This window comes from Mucilaginibacter litoreus (genome assembly GCF_042676805.1).
GTDB lineage: Bacteria > Bacteroidota > Bacteroidia > Sphingobacteriales > Sphingobacteriaceae > Mucilaginibacter > Mucilaginibacter litoreus.
The window spans coordinates 32866-48074 of the sequence record NZ_JBHTHZ010000010.1 but is presented as its reverse complement, the minus strand read 5'-3'; the positions used below and the strand labels follow the sequence as shown (position 1 = coordinate 48074).

At 42.0% G+C, this 15209-nt stretch carries 17 protein-coding genes and 1 tRNA gene; 10 read left to right on the top strand and 8 right to left on the bottom strand.

Going from position 1 to position 15209, the window contains the following annotated elements:
- Positions 1 to 12: 12 nt before the first annotated feature.
- The gene (gene purH, locus ACFQZX_RS12025) at positions 13 to 1539 is read right to left on the bottom strand and encodes a bifunctional phosphoribosylaminoimidazolecarboxamide formyltransferase/IMP cyclohydrolase (RefSeq protein ID WP_377115561.1); all 1527 of its coding nucleotides are present in this window, start codon (positions 1537 to 1539) and stop codon (positions 13 to 15) included.
- A gap of 271 nt (positions 1540 to 1810) precedes the next feature.
- On the opposite strand from purH, the gene ACFQZX_RS12020 reads away from it, so the two are divergent.
- The 4 genes from ACFQZX_RS12020 to ACFQZX_RS12005 all read left to right on the top strand — a co-directional run bounded on the left by ACFQZX_RS12020 (position 1811) and on the right by ACFQZX_RS12005 (position 7912).
- Positions 1811 to 3211: an ATP-binding protein gene (locus tag ACFQZX_RS12020; RefSeq protein WP_377115558.1), complete on the top strand. Its 1401-nt coding sequence runs from the start codon at positions 1811 to 1813 to the stop codon at positions 3209 to 3211.
- A 9-nt stretch (positions 3212 to 3220) separates the two neighbouring features.
- On the top strand, positions 3221 to 4879 hold the full coding sequence (locus ACFQZX_RS12015; RefSeq protein WP_377115554.1) for an FAD-dependent oxidoreductase: 1659 nt from the start codon (positions 3221 to 3223) through the stop codon (positions 4877 to 4879).
- Between the two features lie 80 nt (positions 4880 to 4959).
- Entirely contained in the window at positions 4960 to 6519 is a 1560-nt protein-coding gene (locus ACFQZX_RS12010) for a CotH kinase family protein (RefSeq protein WP_377115552.1), read from the top strand.
- Between the two features lie 127 nt (positions 6520 to 6646).
- A complete protein-coding gene (locus tag ACFQZX_RS12005) occupies positions 6647 to 7912 on the top strand; it encodes a thioredoxin family protein (RefSeq protein ID WP_377115549.1) in 1266 nt (421 codons plus the stop codon).
- Positions 7913 to 8014: 102 nt separating this feature from the next.
- Here the strand turns inward: ACFQZX_RS12005 and ACFQZX_RS12000 are convergent.
- Positions 8015 to 8090 (bottom strand) — tRNA-Phe (locus ACFQZX_RS12000).
- A gap of 223 nt (positions 8091 to 8313) precedes the next feature.
- Here ACFQZX_RS12000 and ACFQZX_RS11995 point away from each other — a divergent pair.
- The 4 genes from ACFQZX_RS11995 (at position 8314) to ACFQZX_RS11980 (ending at position 11295) form a co-directional block, all read left to right on the top strand.
- On the top strand, positions 8314 to 9612 hold the full coding sequence (locus ACFQZX_RS11995; RefSeq protein ID WP_377115548.1) for a 4Fe-4S dicluster domain-containing protein: 1299 nt from the start codon (positions 8314 to 8316) through the stop codon (positions 9610 to 9612).
- Positions 9613 to 9678: 66 nt separating this feature from the next.
- Positions 9679 to 10467, top strand: a complete 789-nt coding sequence (locus ACFQZX_RS11990) for a (Fe-S)-binding protein (RefSeq protein WP_377115545.1) — start codon at positions 9679 to 9681, stop codon at positions 10465 to 10467.
- A gap of 46 nt (positions 10468 to 10513) precedes the next feature.
- Positions 10514 to 10996 (top strand): ABC transporter ATPase, encoded by a 483-nt coding sequence (locus ACFQZX_RS11985; protein WP_377115543.1) that lies wholly within the window; start codon positions 10514 to 10516, stop codon positions 10994 to 10996.
- Positions 10997 to 11007: 11 nt separating this feature from the next.
- A complete protein-coding gene (locus ACFQZX_RS11980; RefSeq protein ID WP_377115540.1) occupies positions 11008 to 11295 on the top strand; it encodes a YciI family protein in 288 nt (95 codons plus the stop codon).
- A 72-nt stretch (positions 11296 to 11367) separates the two neighbouring features.
- Here ACFQZX_RS11980 and ACFQZX_RS11975 read toward each other — a convergent pair whose 3' ends face one another.
- From ACFQZX_RS11975 to rpsF, 6 genes are all read right to left on the bottom strand, one after another.
- Positions 11368 to 11601 carry a hypothetical protein gene (locus ACFQZX_RS11975; protein ID WP_377115537.1) on the bottom strand — a complete coding sequence of 78 codons (234 nt, stop codon included), beginning with the start codon at positions 11599 to 11601 and terminating at the stop codon, positions 11368 to 11370.
- A gap of 78 nt (positions 11602 to 11679) precedes the next feature.
- Positions 11680 to 11904 carry a hypothetical protein gene (locus tag ACFQZX_RS11970; RefSeq protein ID WP_377115534.1) on the bottom strand — a complete coding sequence of 75 codons (225 nt, stop codon included), beginning with the start codon at positions 11902 to 11904 and terminating at the stop codon, positions 11680 to 11682.
- 267 nt (positions 11905 to 12171) lie between these two features.
- Positions 12172 to 12915, bottom strand: a complete 744-nt coding sequence (gene mtgA, locus ACFQZX_RS11965) for a monofunctional biosynthetic peptidoglycan transglycosylase (protein WP_377115532.1) — start codon at positions 12913 to 12915, stop codon at positions 12172 to 12174.
- 103 nt (positions 12916 to 13018) lie between these two features.
- Positions 13019 to 13462 carry a 50S ribosomal protein L9 gene (gene rplI, locus ACFQZX_RS11960; protein WP_377115529.1) on the bottom strand — a complete coding sequence of 148 codons (444 nt, stop codon included), beginning with the start codon at positions 13460 to 13462 and terminating at the stop codon, positions 13019 to 13021.
- Between the two features lie 16 nt (positions 13463 to 13478).
- Entirely contained in the window at positions 13479 to 13742 is a 264-nt protein-coding gene (gene rpsR / locus ACFQZX_RS11955) for a 30S ribosomal protein S18 (protein ID WP_095705209.1), read from the bottom strand.
- Positions 13742 to 14110 carry a 30S ribosomal protein S6 gene (rpsF, locus tag ACFQZX_RS11950; RefSeq protein ID WP_377115526.1) on the bottom strand — a complete coding sequence of 123 codons (369 nt, stop codon included), beginning with the start codon at positions 14108 to 14110 and terminating at the stop codon, positions 13742 to 13744. The genes rpsR and rpsF overlap by 1 nt, the downstream gene beginning before the upstream one ends.
- A gap of 290 nt (positions 14111 to 14400) precedes the next feature.
- Here rpsF and ACFQZX_RS11945 point away from each other — a divergent pair, with 290 nt between their 5' ends.
- Positions 14401 to 14847, top strand: coding sequence for a hypothetical protein (locus tag ACFQZX_RS11945; RefSeq protein WP_377115523.1), 447 nt, complete (start codon positions 14401 to 14403; stop codon positions 14845 to 14847).
- A gap of 56 nt (positions 14848 to 14903) precedes the next feature.
- The gene (locus ACFQZX_RS11940; RefSeq protein WP_377115521.1) at positions 14904 to 15194 is read left to right on the top strand and encodes a hypothetical protein; all 291 of its coding nucleotides are present in this window, start codon (positions 14904 to 14906) and stop codon (positions 15192 to 15194) included.
- Positions 15195 to 15209 lie beyond the last annotated feature (15 nt).

The window sequence follows — 15209 nt, the reverse complement described above, 5'->3', positions numbered from 1 at the left end:
CTACTCACCAAATTAATGCTTAAAGTGACGTACGCCTGTAGTAACCATCGCGATGCCTTTGCTGTTACACATATCTACCGAAAGACTGTCGTTTTTAGAACCACCAGGTTGCAATACAGCAGTTATACCTGCATCGGCACCAATCTCAACACAATCTGCAAACGGAAAAAACGCATCTGATGCCATTACCGCACCATGTACATCAAAACCAAATTCTGCAGCTTTAACCAAAGCCTGCCTTAATGCATCAACCCTTGAAGTTTGGCCAACACCACTGGTTATTAACTGATTGTTTTTAGCAATTACAATAGTATTTGATTTGGTATGTTTTACAACTTTATTGGCAAAGTGAAGGTCTTTCAATTCCTGTGTGGTAGGCTGTTTTTCTGTAACAGGAGTCATTTGATCAGGGCCTTCAACAACCAGGTCTTTGTCCTGTTCTATAACGCCATTTAACAAGGTTTTAAATTGCTTGTTCGGCAGTTCAACACGGTTACGTATCAGTACAATGCGGGTCTTTTTTGCCTGGAGAATCTGCAGCGCCTCATCGGTGTAGGCAGGGGCAATAAGCACCTCATAAAATATCTTATCTATTTCTGTAGCTGTAGCGGCGTCAATCTCATCATTAGCAATGATGATACCACCAAAGGCCGACACCGGGTCGCAGGCCAGGGCTGTTATCCAGGCATCTTTAATGTGCTCGCGTGTAGCAATACCACAAGCGTTAGTGTGCTTTAATATGGCAACTGTAGGGTCAGTAAATTCATCAATCAATGATACTGCCGCATCCACGTCAACCAGGTTATTGTAGGATAGCTCTTTTCCATTCAATTTGGTAAACATAGCATCCAGATTACCGTAGAATGTACCTTTCTGGTGCGGGTTTTCGCCGTAACGCAAGGTCATGCTGCGCTGTATGCTTTGTTTAAATATAGGCATTGGCTCGCTTTCGTCAAAATACTGGAAAATATGGGTATCGTAATTTGATGAAATATTAAATGCCTTTTGCGCAAAACGGCGGCGCTGATCTATTGTAGTAGAGCCTTCCTGGCTTTTTAGCATTTCTTCCAGCTCGGTGTAATCGTCTTTAGAGGCAACAATTACAACGTCTTTATAATTTTTTGCTGCCGCGCGGATAAGCGATATTCCGCCGATATCTATCTTTTCGATTACATCTTCCTGGCTGGCGCCTGAGTTTACGGTTTCTTCAAACGGATAAAGGTCAACAATTACCAGGTCGATCTCCGGTATTTCGTATTGAGCAAGCTGCTGCTCATCGCTGTCAAAACTTCTGCGGGCAAGTATACCGCCAAACACCTTTGGATGCAGGGTTTTTACACGGCCGCCAAGAATAGATGGATATGATGTAAGGTCCTCAACAGCAATTACATCAACACCCAGGTCGCGGATAAAAGTTTCGGTACCGCCGGTGGAATATATTTTTACACCAAGGCGGTTCAACTCATGGATTATAGGCTCCAGGTTGTCTTTGTAATAAACAGAAATCAGCGCGTTTTTAATTTGAACAGAATGACTCATTACGACGGGTATTTTTTGAGCCGCAAAGGTAAGGATTTTAGTTAATTAAGTTATGAGTTAATTGACGATTAATACTCAGCTAACATAATTTACAATCAAAAGTATAACACAAACCGTCCTGTCCATTCCCTGTGTTTTTAAGTCGGGCCGGATGATGTTTTTATTCTTAAAAAGGGATTAAGTTGTTGAATGCAATTGTGGAGTGACAGCAACTCAATCAGGCATATTTCATTAAAATATCCACTATACTTGTATTATCTTAGCTTACCGCATGAAAAACATAACTTTAGATGAACTAAAGGCCGTACAGGCTCTTGAACACGTCCCCGAAGAACAGTTAAACTGGCTGATTGCCAATGGCCAGACTATTGAGGTGCCCGAAGGTGAGCGCTTTTTTCAAAAAGGCGACCCGCTGGATAAAACTTATATAATTATCGAGGGACGTTTCAGGATATGTGCTATGCAGGGCACTAAAATACGCGAGGTACTTATTGTAAAAGAGCATACCATTACCGGCTATCTGCCTTTTAGCCGCGCTACCAATGCCTTTGGATACGGCGAGGCTATGCAATATATGCGCATGCTCAAAATTGAAAAAGCAAAGTTACAGGATGCCATTAAGCAGCATTATGAATTGACTGAGGCGCTTGTACATGCCATGACCAGCCGTGTGCGCGATTTTACGTCCATGCAGCAGCAAAACGAAAAAATGTTTGCGTTAGGCAAACTATCGGCAGGTTTAGCGCACGAATTGAATAATCCGGCATCGGCCATCACCCGGGGGGCGGCGGCACTGCAATGCCAGGTAAAGTTACTCCCCGAACTGTTCAAAGATGTGGCTTCCCTTAATATTGCGTCCGAAAAGATCGACAGCATCAATAACCTGCTGATCAGTAAAACCGGCCAGCAAAACAAGCAGATGCTTACCATGATGCAGCGCGCCGATAAAGAGGACCAAATTACTGACTGGCTGCTGGACCATGAAATTAAAGATTTGGACATGGCCGAAAATTTTGTGGAGTTTGATTTTGGCCCTGACGATCTTGACCATCTCAATAGTTGCACGCCTTCGCCTAAACTGAACGTAGTACTGGCCTGGATGAACAATTATCTGCTGCAGGAAAAAATGGTGGCTGATATAAGGGATGCCTCTCACCGCATCTCGGAGTTGGTGAGCTCCGTAAAAACCTTTACCCACATGGATAAGGACACCGATAAGCAGCTGCTTGATATACATTCAGGTATTCGCAATACGCTCACCCTGTTGAACCATAAGCTCCGTAAAGCCAATGTTGAGGTGATCGAAGATTTTGATATGCAGATACCACAGGTTAAAGCACTTCCCGGCGAACTTAACCAAGTATGGACCAACCTGATAGATAATGCCGTTGATGCTATGGAAACTAATGGTAAGGGCGTCTTAACTATTAAAACTAAAAAAGACGGAAAATTTGTATGCGTTTACATAACTGATAATGGCCCGGGTATACCGGCGGAGTTACAATCGCAGATATTTGACCCGTTTTTTACTACCAAGGATATGGGCAAAGGCACCGGCCTTGGCCTGGATGTGGTTACCCGCATAAGTCAGCAGCATAATGGCACGGTTAAAGTAAAATCTGAGCCTGGTAATACCGAATTTACTGTTTGTTTCCCTATTAACGACAACTAACCCCTACACATGAACCAGCCTATTATATTTGTTATTGACGATGACCAGCAGGTGCTGCGCGCTATAAGCCGCGACCTGAAAACCCAATACCGGGAGCACTACCGTATACTGAATACTGCTTCGGCCAAAGAAGCTTTGGATAGTTTGCTCGAACTTAAAAATAAGGGTGAAACAGTAGCCTTGTTCCTGTCGGACCAGCGTATGCCCGAAATGGACGGGGTTGACTTTTTGTGCCGCACCATGCAGTATTTTCCGAATGCTAAAAGGGTATTGCTAACCGCCTATGCCGATACCGATGCGGCTATAAAGGCGATCAATGAGGTTAAGCTTGATTATTATCTTACCAAACCCTGGGACCCGCCCGAAGAAAAGCTGTATCCGGTTATCACGGATCTGCTGGATGATTGGCAGGGTAATTATAAGCCCGATTTTCATGGTATTAAAGTAGTAGGGTATCAGTATTCGCCCAAGTCGCATGATATTAAGGAGTTTTTATCTGGCTACCTTGTACCATACCAGTGGCTTGATGCCAATACTGATGAAGCCAAACAATTAATAAAGCTGAATAAGCTGGAAGCTAAAGACCTTCCGGCTATTATTTGCGCAGATGGCGCAGTTCTTAAAACACCAACCGTAAATGATATAGCAGGGAAAATAGGCCTCAGCCAGTCGGTAAGGAATGATTTGTATGATGTAGTTATTATAGGAGCAGGGCCGGCTGGTTTGGCAGCTTCGGTTTATGGATCGTCCGAAGGTTTGAAAACACTGCTGATAGAAAGAAAAGTACCCGGCGGGCAGGCCGGTACGAGTTCGCGCATTGAAAATTACCTGGGTTTTCCATCAGGCTTAAGCGGTGCCGACCTTACCCGCCGCGCCATCACGCAGTCAACCCGTTTCGGGACAGATTTTTTATCGCCAAGAGCGGTTAAACAAATAAAAACCAATGGTAATTACAAAACTATCGTACTTGAGGACGATACAGAGGTGCTTACCAAAGCAATTGTGATAACAACAGGGGTAGATTATAGGCAGCTTACCACAACAGGCATTGATAAATTTACCGGCGCGGGCATTTACTATGGCGCCGCCATGACCGAGGCCGCATCCTGTAAAGACAAGCATGTGTATGTGGTAGGCGGAGGTAACTCGGCAGGGCAGGCAGCTATGTACCTTTCAAAATTCGCTAAAGAAGTTTTTATACTCATCAGAAAGCCAAGCCTTACCGAAACCATGTCGTCATATCTTATTGATCAGCTTGGGGGGCAAAGCAATATCAAAGTAATGCCTTGTACAGAAATAACTGAAGCTTTGGGCAATACCAACCTGCAGCAACTTAAAATTAAAGATCTGAATACCGGCGAGGTAAAGATGGTTGATGCTGATGCGCTTTATATCTTTATTGGTGCCAGGCCTTTTACCGAATGGCTTTGCAAAGACATTATCGTAAATGATAAAGGGTTTATAGAGACCGGGCGCGACCTGAACCACTGCCCTGATTTTGAAAAGACCTGGAAAAATGACCGGGACCCGTACCTGCTTGAAACCAGTTGCCCTGGTATTTTTGCCGCCGGCGATGTTAGGGCAGGGGCCATGAACCGTGTTGCATCCGCCGTTGGCGAAGGCTCTATGGCCATCAGTTTTGTTCACAAATACTTGAGCGAAGTATAACAGGTTAAGTTAGCTGTTAATTTTTTTAACCGTTAAATTATTTATTCTTAGTATCTTAGCCCCTCGCTAATTGATACTATATGATTAAAAAACTTTTACCAGTACTGTTCATAACTATTGCTGTTTTTGGTTGCCGCAAAGAGGTGATCATCAAAGAGCAGCCTAAACCAACGCCTGATGAAAACGCCGACAGCGTTTCCATGGTATCTGTAAAACTGGAGGCTAAAAAAAATCCGGGTGTTATTACGGCTGATATAAATTGCGATATCAACGCTAATGAGATTAATGCAGTACTGCCCGATGTAATGAAGCTGGATGAAAAGCTTGTTATTACTTTTACAGCACATAACTCAACGGTGAGTAAGGATGATACGCTGCAGGTAAGCGGGCAAACCAAGCTTGATCTGCGTAAGCCGGTTACTTACACATTAACATCTGCAAAAGGCACAAAAAGGCAATACAAATTTACAGTAAGGGTATTTACCGGCATCCCGATACTTTATTTAACAACAGATGGGCCGGTTGTATCAAAGGATAATTATGTAAATGGTACCGTTGTAGTTGATGGTAATAACCGTTATACACAGGAGGTTACTTCTATTCCGTTAAAAATAAAAGGCCGTGGTAACTCCACCTGGGCAAACTTTCCGAAAAAGCCTTACCGCCTGAAATTTAATGACAAAGCCGCCATGCTGGGTATGCCGGCTGCAAAAAACTGGGTGCTGCTTGCCAATTATGATGATAAAACTTTACTACGCAATCGCATAGCGTTGGAATTCGCGCGCCGCATAGGATCTGATTTTGCACCGCAAAGCCGCTTTGTGGAAGTTATTATGAATGGCGAATTTTTAGGGAATTACTTGCTTACCAGCCAGGTTGAAGTAAATAGTAAGCGGGTTAATATCACCGAGATGGGCAGTGGTGATAATTCGGGAGACGCACTTACAGGCGGCTATTTACTGGAACTTGATCAGCGTAAGGACGAAAAATACTGGTTTGTAACAAAAAAGAACCTTCCCTTTACCATTAAATCGCCTGAAGATATTACACCACAGCAACTGGCCTACATACAAAACTATATGCAGGCAACGGAAGATGCTTTGTTTGCTGCAAACTCTGCCGACCCGGTTAATGGCTATGCTAAATATATCAACGTGCAATCTTTCATGAACTGGTTTTTTGTTGAGGAGGTAGTTAAAAATCAGGACGGACGTGATTTTAGCAGTATTTACTATTATAAAGACCGTGGCGGCAAGCTGGGGATGGGACCTGTTTGGGATTTTGATCTCAGCTCGGGCAATGTGGATTATTCGGTTGCCAAGGATCCGGATAGTTGGTATATACGTGATGCCAGCTGGATGATCAACCTGTTTAAAGATGTAAACTTCAGAAGCAAGGTAAAAGTACGCTGGAACGAGATCCGGCACACGGCGGTCGATTCGATTTTTACAGATATCGACGAAACTGCCGCTTATTTAAAATATTCACAGCGAAAAAACTTTACCAAATGGCCAATACTGGATCAATATGTTTGGCCAAACGCGGTTGTGCTTGGTAACTATGATGCAGAGGTTGATTATGTAAAAGACTTTTTGCGTAAACGGCTGAAATGGATTGATGCTGATATAGCACAATATTAGCATAAGTTATAGTAAGTAGTAAAGCCTTCGGAATGTACCGAAGGCTTTTTGCTTGGTTAATAATTAAGACAACGAATATAACAACCTATATTTGTATTATATTTTACCTCTTATACCTATGAATTTTATGTCGCTTTTGATCTCTTTATATTTTCCCAAAAGAGTTGTTATCAGGTTTCTTATTTGCCTATTTGCTATCTCTGGACTGACTAATATTGCAAGGGGGCAAAAAACAGAAGGTATTCAATTTTTTAAAGGTACCTGGAAACAATTGCTTGTTGCAGCTCAGGCTCAAAACAAACCTATTTTTGTAGATGTTTACACGGATTGGTGTGCGCCATGCAAGCGTATGGAGCAGGAGATATTTGTGTTGCCTGAAGTAGGTGAGTATTATAATAACAATTTTATTTGTTATCGCTTTAATGCAGAAAATGGTGAAGGGCCTGCTTTATCAAAAAAATTTGGCATTACGGCCTATCCAACCTGGTTGTACCTTAGTAATAGTGGATCTTTACAAAACCGGCGTACTGATTATATGCCAGCCCCTGATTTTATTGAGGCTGGGAAAGCGGCACTTGGGCAGGATAGCGTTTCGGGACAGCTTTCGGCTTTTGATCAGCGTTTTCGTATTGGCGAAAGAAGCATTGGATTTTTGCGTGAATATATAAAGATGCGTACTGCCTTGCAACTGGATAACGCTGACGTGCTGAATGCTTACTTGAAAACATTTAAAGGCAAGCCTTTAAATGTTGATGAACTCCGGTTCCTGATCAACAATAGCGGGCGGACGTGGTCTGCCGCGATACCGGTTATCGCAGATAATTTACAAATGTTTGATATGCCTGAGCGCAGACAGATGGCCGGGCAGTTTTTTGAAAATACGCTCTATTTTGTTTGGGGAACCGCAGCCACGGAGGGAAACCGGCCAATTGCAGCACAAGCGTTAGCAGCTTCAGAGCGTTTGTACCCGCTGCTTGACACGAACCGGCAACTCACAGCGGACCACGCTGCCGTTTATCATTGCCATAAATTAAAATTGACGGAAGGCCTTAAAAGGGCGGGATATCGATTGGCTGCAAAACAAATGGCTATTGATACTTCTTTTGCCCGTAATAAAGATAAAGAGTTGTTTCAACAAGTAATGGCCCCTTTTATAAGCGGCAAACAGGATAGCACAAAAATAGCTGGTTTTGCTGAAGAAAAACGACTTGCATCAACACAATACTCCGGCAAAGTAGCTACGTTACTATATGAGGTAGCTAATGCTTTTGCAGAAATTTTACCCCCTGGTGATCCTGCATTACATGATGCTGCGCTATGGGCCAAACGCGCAGAACAGCTGCTTCCCAATCAACATACAAAAGCGCTAAACGCCCGGCTTAGTGGAAAATAAACATCATTAAGGTATGCGGATCAATTACCAAAAGTTTTGAAACTGATTCAGCTCGAATCATACAAACTAAAAAGCCGCTTACTTCAAGTAAGCGGCTTTTTCTGGTGGTATCAGCTGGAATCGAACCAGCGACACAAGGATTTTCAGTCCTTTGCTCTACCAACTGAGCTATGATACCATCATCCCGTTTGGGGTCTGCAAATGTAGCGTTTTTTTCATTTTTAAAAACTTTTTTTTGAAAATAGATTCATATTTCACGTACTGTTACTGATAATCAGGAAATTAATTATCAATAAAAATAAACCACAAATTCATATCTTATAAAATTACGCTAACTACCTTGACACATTAAAACAAATAAGTAATTTAGTTATTTAATACTATGCTTGCATAATAAATTAATGATTGGTCAGCTAATTTTTTTTATTGTATTAGGGGCTGCTATTTACCTGTTTTGGAAAAACGCAGCCAAAATCCGTCGCAATATTTTATTAGGCAGAGAGGTTAATCGCACTGATGTGCCCGGGCAACGCTGGCGGATAATGGCCAAAGTTGCATTAGGTCAAAGTAAAATGACCAAACGCCCGATAGCGGCTATACTGCACTTATTTGTATATGTTGGGTTTGTTATTATTAATATCGAGGTATTAGAGATATTAATAGATGGTGTATTCGGGGCTCACCGCGTATTTTCCAAACCTTTAGGCAGTTTGTATGGTTTGTTCATTGGCAGCTTTGAGGTGTTGGCTATATTAGTGTTAGCCTCTTGCGTGATATTCCTGATCAGGCGAAATATTTTGCGTTTGAAACGTTTTACAGGCCAGGAGATGACGGCCTGGCCAAAATCTGATGCCAATTATATCCTCATCACTGAAATTTTACTGATGACCGCATTCCTGACAATGAACGCTGCCGACCATAAACTGCAGCTGCTTCATTATGGCCATTATGTACAAGCAGGCAGTTTCCCGGTGAGTGATTTTATTGGGCCTTTATTACCCGCCAATGCTGCGTCGCTGGCTTTTGTAGAACGGTTTTGCTGGTGGTTCCACATAATAGGTATATTGGCATTCTTAAATTACCTGCCATATTCAAAACATTTTCATATCCTGCTGGCATTTCCCAACACTTATTATTCAAACCTAAATCCTAAGGGCAGGTTCAGTAATATGGCTTCGGTAACTAATGAGGTTAAGGCTATGCTTGATCCCTCATTTGTACCAGCCGCAACAGAGGCCGGGCGCTTTGGCGCCAAAGATGTTACCGACCTCACCTGGAAAAACCTGATGGATGCATACACCTGTACGGAGTGCGGCAGGTGCACCTCGGTTTGCCCGGCAAACATTACAGGTAAAAAGTTATCCCCGCGAAAAATAATGATGGATACGCGCGACAGGGTTACTGAAGTTGGTGATAACATGGATAAAAACGGCAAGGATTTTACAGATAATAAAGCACTGCTTGATGATTATATAACCCGAGAAGAACTATGGGCATGTACTACCTGCAATGCCTGTGTAGAGGCCTGCCCGGTCAATATTAATCCGCTGGAAATCATTATCGAAATGCGCAGCTATATGGTGATGGAAGAATCGCAGGCGCCGGCCAGTTTAAATAACATGTTTGGCAATACCGAAAATAATGGTGCCCCATGGAAATACAGCCAGGCTGACAGATTTAATTGGGCGAAGGCTGAGTAATCAAAACAGATGTTTTTACAGATGGCAGTGAAACCATCAGATGAATAATACCATGAATTATTAATTATGGACTATCAACCAATAACCATGGCCCAAATGGCTGCGGAAGGAAAAGAGCCTGAAGTTTTATTCTGGGTAGGATGTGCCGGCAGCTTTGATGAGCGCGCGCAAAAAATAACCCGCGATATATGCAAGATACTACAGCATGTAGGCATTAGTTTTGCCGTGTTAGGTACCGAGGAAAGCTGTACAGGCGATCCGGCCAAACGTGCCGGTAACGAATTTCTGTTTCAGATGCAGGCCATGATGAATATTGAAGTTCTGAATGGTTATAACATTAAAAAGATAGTTACAGGCTGCCCGCATTGCTTTAACACCATACGTAACGAGTATCCGGGTTTGGGCGGCAATTATGAAGTGATACATCACTCGCAACTGATACAACAATTGATTGATGAGGGCAAATTAAAGGCCGAAGGTGGCGAAAGCTTTAAGGGCCGGCGTATTACCTTTCATGACCCATGTTACCTTGGCCGTGGCAATAATATATATGAAGCTCCGCGCAAAGCGCTGGAAATACTAGATGCAGAACTTGTTGAAATGAAGCGTTGTAAAAGCAATGGACTTTGTTGCGGCGCCGGAGGGGCACAGATGTTCAAAGAGCCGGAACCCGGGAATAAGGATATCAACGACGAACGTATGCTGGATGTATTAGGTGCCAAGGCAAATATTGTTGCTTCAGGTTGTCCGTTTTGCATGACCATGCTTACTGATGGAGTTAAGCATATCGAAAAGGAAGCGGAAATTAAGGTATTGGATATTGCCGAAATAACGGTAAGAGCTAACGGATTATAATAATGGCATGACTTAAAAACTGCTGTTTAATCGATAAATTTGCAAAATGGAATTTTCTTTGCGATCAAGAGTATGGATTTATCAGGCAGACAGGGAACTGACGGCTGCCGAGGTTCAGCAAATAAAGGTTTTACTGGATAGTTTTACCCGTAGTTGGACGGCACACAACAATCAGTTACTGGCTAAGGCCGAGGTACGTTATAATCGTTTCCTGATACTGATTGTAGATGAAAGCCAGGCGGGTGCAAGTGGCTGCTCCATTGATAAATCCGTAAACTTCATGAAGCAGATAGAGCAGCAATTCGGCATTAGCTTGTTTGATAGGTTTAATTTGGCGTACCGTGAAGGTGATAAGGTGTTGTCGGCTTCGCGGCACCAGTTTGAAGAACTGATAAAGCAAGGTAAAATCGGCACAGATACCATTGTGTTCAATAACCTGGCGCAAAACCTTACAGAGTTACAGCATAAATGGGAAGTGCCGTTTAAGGACAGCTGGCATATCCAGTTATTCAGTGACCTGGTAGCTTAATATATGCTGAAATGTTTGTTATAGAGCTGCAATATACTGCGCCACTGGAAGAAATTGATAAACACATGAGTGCGCATGTAAAGTATCTGCAAAAATATTATAAAGCTGATGTTTTTTTGATAAGCGGCAGAAAGGTGCCCCGTACGGGTGGCCTCATTATCGCCCAGGCCGATTCAAGGGAAATACTGGAAATGATTATTGCGGATGATCCCTTCCATAAACATAAACTTGCCGAGTTTACTATTACAGAGTTCCTTTCATCACAATCGCATCCGTTGTTAAAGCAAATTGTAAGATAAATACTTGTCGCTAAAAATAGTTTAAATAACAATGCCGGTTTTTTTATACCGGCATTGTTTATTTATTCCATTTTATACACCTACTGGATCCTGAATTGGCCAGCCCGGATAACCAGACCCACAGTCTGGGTTGCCTACGTTATCGTCAACACAATATTCAATCCTGTCGGTACCGTAAAGGCAGGTGAATTTGTGAGTGCCGCTTGGGCATTGCTCTGGTGGTGAATTTGGGTCACGTACGCCGCCTAATACCGCTTTCGCTTCTTCCCGCGATAGTTGTTTAAATTTGTTGCGAAATTCTTTCATAGCATTTGTTATTATTGTGTTTGAGAGATGATTGGAAAATAAATAATCCGGCTCATTGAACCGGATTGTTAATTTTAATTATATAGGCCCAGAGCATGGAGGGTTAGGCTGACCATCCTGTACGCAATACCTTAAATAGATAAGATCGTCTAAACCAGATTGGCCGCCTGGTGCTGTAGTTACGCAAATGTACTCATGTGTACCAGCCGGGCAATCATCGTCCGGGTTACGCACACCGCCTAATACATTCCTGGCCTCTTCCCTGGTTAGTCGTTTCTTTTGGTAGTCTTTAAAATTTTTCATTAAAATTTAGTTTTAGTTATTTACTAATATCTAAAAACTAAAGTATTATGCAAATAATTTCGTGAAATAAATTTATTAACAGCTCTAATTAATTTAAGGTTAATTGCAGCGGTTGTCGAAGAGTAAGGCTTAATTAAATATCCGCTATATTTTAAGCGTCATTTAGTAATGCCGTTTATGGTATTGTATGTCAGAGGTAAGATAAAGAAAGATTGTGATCCTTATTTGGAGAAGGTAGGATGGATAGCAGCCTTATCGCTTTAATAGTTAAAATTCCAGCGGGCCAAGCCTGCGCATGTTTTTTAGAATAAGGTATTGGCGGTGCCTTAAATATTTGGTTGGTTTAGTGGCCGACCATTTTAGCGGACTTGGGAATATCACCGCAATAGCTGCCGCCTGCCGTTTGGTTAATTTTGAAGCCGGTTTATGAAAGTAAGCTTGTGATGCTGCCTCAATGCCATAAATACCATCACCCATTTCAATAACATTAAGATAAACTTCCATAATACGTTTTTTGCCCCAAAAAGCTTCTATCAACACTGTAAACCATGCTTCAAGCCCTTTGCGCAGGAGGGAGCGGCCAGGATATAAAAAAACATTTTTGGCAGTTTGCTGGGTTATGGTACTGCCACCGATCAGTTTTTTACTTTTGGAATTTTTTTCGATGGCCCGTTCTATCGCACGAAAATCGAAGCCATGGTTCTCCAGAAAGGTTTGATCTTCGGCAGCTACAGCGGCGCGTTTCATCGGGTCGGCAATTTCATCAAAATCTACCCATGTCTTATCAATTTTCCAGTCAAGTCCTCTGCCTTTACGCTCAAAGCCGCGCTGTATCATCAGCCAGGTTACGGGTGGGTTAACAAAACGGTAAAGTATAACCCCAAATAAACTGGCAGCTATAAATGCAATAACGGCAAGTTTTACAACACGTAATATCAGTTTTACAATACTGTTCCTGAAAAGTCCGTTTCTTTTGCCTGCGCTCTTACCACGCTGTATCTTCTTTGCCATAAACTGGTATGCAAATAAAAAAGGTGTTCAGTAAATACTAAACACCTTTATATTATCAGGTATGTCTGATTCGTAGATCTAAAATCGTAAGTCTGAAATCAGATTACTCAGCTACTACCTCGAAAGGTACCTGAACTTTAACTTCTTTGTGCAGGTTTACGTTTGCAACGTATTCGCCCAATACTTTAGGCTCCTGCTCAAAAGTGATGCGGCGGCGGTCAACATCAAAACCTTCTTTCTTAAGGGCATCAGCAACCTGTATGGTATTGATAGCACCAAAGATTTTACCGCTTTCGCCGGCTTTGGCGCCTATAGAAAGTTTAACGCCTTCTAAACGGGCTGCAATAGCATCAGCATCTTTACGTATTTTTTCTTGCTTAAACTGAGCTTGTTTAATGTTCTCAGCTAAAACCTTACGAGCGCTTTCGGTAGCTAATATAGCATAACCTTTAGGGATAAGGTAGTTACGGCCGTAACCCGGCTTTACATTCACTACATCGTCTTTATCGCCGAGGTTTTTTACGTCTTGTTTTAAAATAACTTCCATTTGTTTACCTCCTTGATTATTTTAATGAGTCTGTAACATAAGGTAATAAACCGATGTGGCGTGCCCGTTTAACGGCCTGGGCCACTTTACGCTGAAACTTCAAAGAAGTACCTGTTAAACGGCGAGGTAATACTTTACCCTGATCGTTAACAAATTTTAAAAGGAAGTTTGCGTCTTTGTAGTCGATATACTTAATACCGTTCTTTTTAAAACGGCAGTATTTTTTGCGGTTATCCTCCACCTTTGGAGCGGTAACGTATTTAATCTGGTCGTTTGCCATTAGTTTGCTGCCTCCTCTGCTTTAGGTGATTTTTTCTGATTGAAAGCACCGCTGCGCTTTTTCTCGTTGTAAGCAATGGCGTGTTTGTCCAGAGCAATAGTTAAGAAACGCAAAACGCGCTCATCACGTCTGAATTCAACTTCAAGTTTGTTAATTAATTCACCCGGAGCCTTGTATTCAGTTAAGTGATAATACCCTGTAGTTTTTTTCTGGATAGGGTACGCTAATTTTCTCAAACCCCAATTATCCTCCTGGACAATTTCGGCTCCGCCGTCAGTTAAAACTTTTGTGAATTTGGCAATTGCCTCTTTCGCAACGTCTTCAGACAGCAACGGGGTTAGAACGATAACGGTTTCGTACTGTTGCATTACTATTTTGATTTTTAATTATTTACCCGGTATATCGGGGCTGCAAATGTAGAAAGAAATATTTTATAATCAAAGTGATGTTTATCGTAATTTCAGGCCCTTAAACTATTTGATTACTCAATGAAAAAACTTTTACTCATCCTTATTACAATTATTCCGTTTATCAGCGTTCAGGCACAAACAACTACACCGGCCCTGCTGAAGTAAAATTAACTACTGCTTTATGCGAATGCATATCCAAACTTGATCAGTCAAAAATTAATAATGCACAGGAAGCTAAACAGGCTTTTATGAATTGCTTTGAAAATCAAGCCGATTTATTACCTGATGTGGCAGCTGAAAGAAGTGTAGAGATGACTGATGATGAAGCAATGAACAAAATTGGCAACGACATAGGCGTTGCCTTAATGAAGCAAAAGTGTACTGGGTTTATGACGCTTGCAGTTAAAATGGCCGGTAAAGACAATACTAAAGAAGAGCGTGTCAGATCAACTATCGGGACCTTCAAACGTATAGAAAACAAAGGGTTCAATTACATAGTATTAAACAGCGAGGGTAAAGAAAAATCGTTTTTGTGGTTTAAACAGTTTTCAGGATCTGAAGCTTTTATGAACTCTACCGTTCGGTTAGCAGGAAAAAAACTGAAAGTTACCTGGCAGGAAACGGAAGCTTACCTGCCCGCGGCTAAGGGTTATTATCAGGTAAAAGAAATAACCGCGATTGAAATTTTGCAATAGGTTTTTTAGGTATTAATGGCATGTTATTTGCCCTTGTTAATGCAAATAACACTGCCATGAATTATATATATCACTCATACGATTTTAACGGGGTAGAATCTGCTGTTTTGCTTATGATGTCGGCTTATAATGATAGTGATGATCATAATGATCTGGCTGATAATCTCAACCTGGAATCACCGGATGAAGATATGCCCCGTGAAGGCAGTTGGGGTGATGAAGACGACGAGGATTTTGACGATGAAACCGAAACCCGTAACGATCTGCATGAGATACAGGTAGATGATGATCTTGGTGAACCCAACCCCGAAGAAGACGACCATTTGCCTGAAGAAGAATTGCAATAACGGTAACCCTAAGTT

Bases quoted from the DNA above. Each gene is read 5' to 3' on its own strand.
- ACFQZX_RS11945 (WP_377115523.1), top strand. From the start codon at position 14,401: ATGAATTGCTTTGAAAATCAAGCCGATTTATTACCTGATGTGGCAGCT.
- ACFQZX_RS12020 (WP_377115558.1), top strand. From the start codon at position 1,811: ATGAAAAACATAACTTTAGATGAACTAAAGGCCGTACAGGCTCTTGAA.
- ACFQZX_RS12015 (WP_377115554.1), top strand. From the start codon at position 3,221: ATGAACCAGCCTATTATATTTGTTATTGACGATGACCAGCAGGTGCTG.
- rpsR (WP_095705209.1), bottom strand. From the start codon at position 13,742: ATGGCAAACGACCAGATTAAATACGTTACCGCTCCAAAGGTGGAGGAT.
- rpsF (WP_377115526.1), bottom strand. From the start codon at position 14,110: ATGCAACAGTACGAAACCGTTATCGTTCTAACCCCGTTGCTGTCTGAA.
- ACFQZX_RS12010 (WP_377115552.1), top strand. From the start codon at position 4,960: ATGATTAAAAAACTTTTACCAGTACTGTTCATAACTATTGCTGTTTTT.
- ACFQZX_RS11985 (WP_377115543.1), top strand. From the start codon at position 10,514: ATGGAATTTTCTTTGCGATCAAGAGTATGGATTTATCAGGCAGACAGG.
- purH (WP_377115561.1), bottom strand. From the start codon at position 1,539: ATGAGTCATTCTGTTCAAATTAAAAACGCGCTGATTTCTGTTTATTAC.
- ACFQZX_RS11980 (WP_377115540.1), top strand. From the start codon at position 11,008: ATGTTTGTTATAGAGCTGCAATATACTGCGCCACTGGAAGAAATTGAT.
- mtgA (WP_377115532.1), bottom strand. From the start codon at position 12,915: ATGGCAAAGAAGATACAGCGTGGTAAGAGCGCAGGCAAAAGAAACGGA.
- rplI (WP_377115529.1), bottom strand. From the start codon at position 13,462: ATGGAAGTTATTTTAAAACAAGACGTAAAAAACCTCGGCGATAAAGAC.
- ACFQZX_RS11990 (WP_377115545.1), top strand. From the start codon at position 9,679: ATGGACTATCAACCAATAACCATGGCCCAAATGGCTGCGGAAGGAAAA.
- ACFQZX_RS11940 (WP_377115521.1), top strand. From the start codon at position 14,904: ATGAATTATATATATCACTCATACGATTTTAACGGGGTAGAATCTGCT.
- ACFQZX_RS11995 (WP_377115548.1), top strand. From the start codon at position 8,314: ATGATTGGTCAGCTAATTTTTTTTATTGTATTAGGGGCTGCTATTTAC.
- ACFQZX_RS12005 (WP_377115549.1), top strand. From the start codon at position 6,647: ATGTCGCTTTTGATCTCTTTATATTTTCCCAAAAGAGTTGTTATCAGG.
- ACFQZX_RS11975 (WP_377115537.1), bottom strand. From the start codon at position 11,601: ATGAAAGAATTTCGCAACAAATTTAAACAACTATCGCGGGAAGAAGCG.
- ACFQZX_RS11970 (WP_377115534.1), bottom strand. From the start codon at position 11,904: ATGAAAAATTTTAAAGACTACCAAAAGAAACGACTAACCAGGGAAGAG.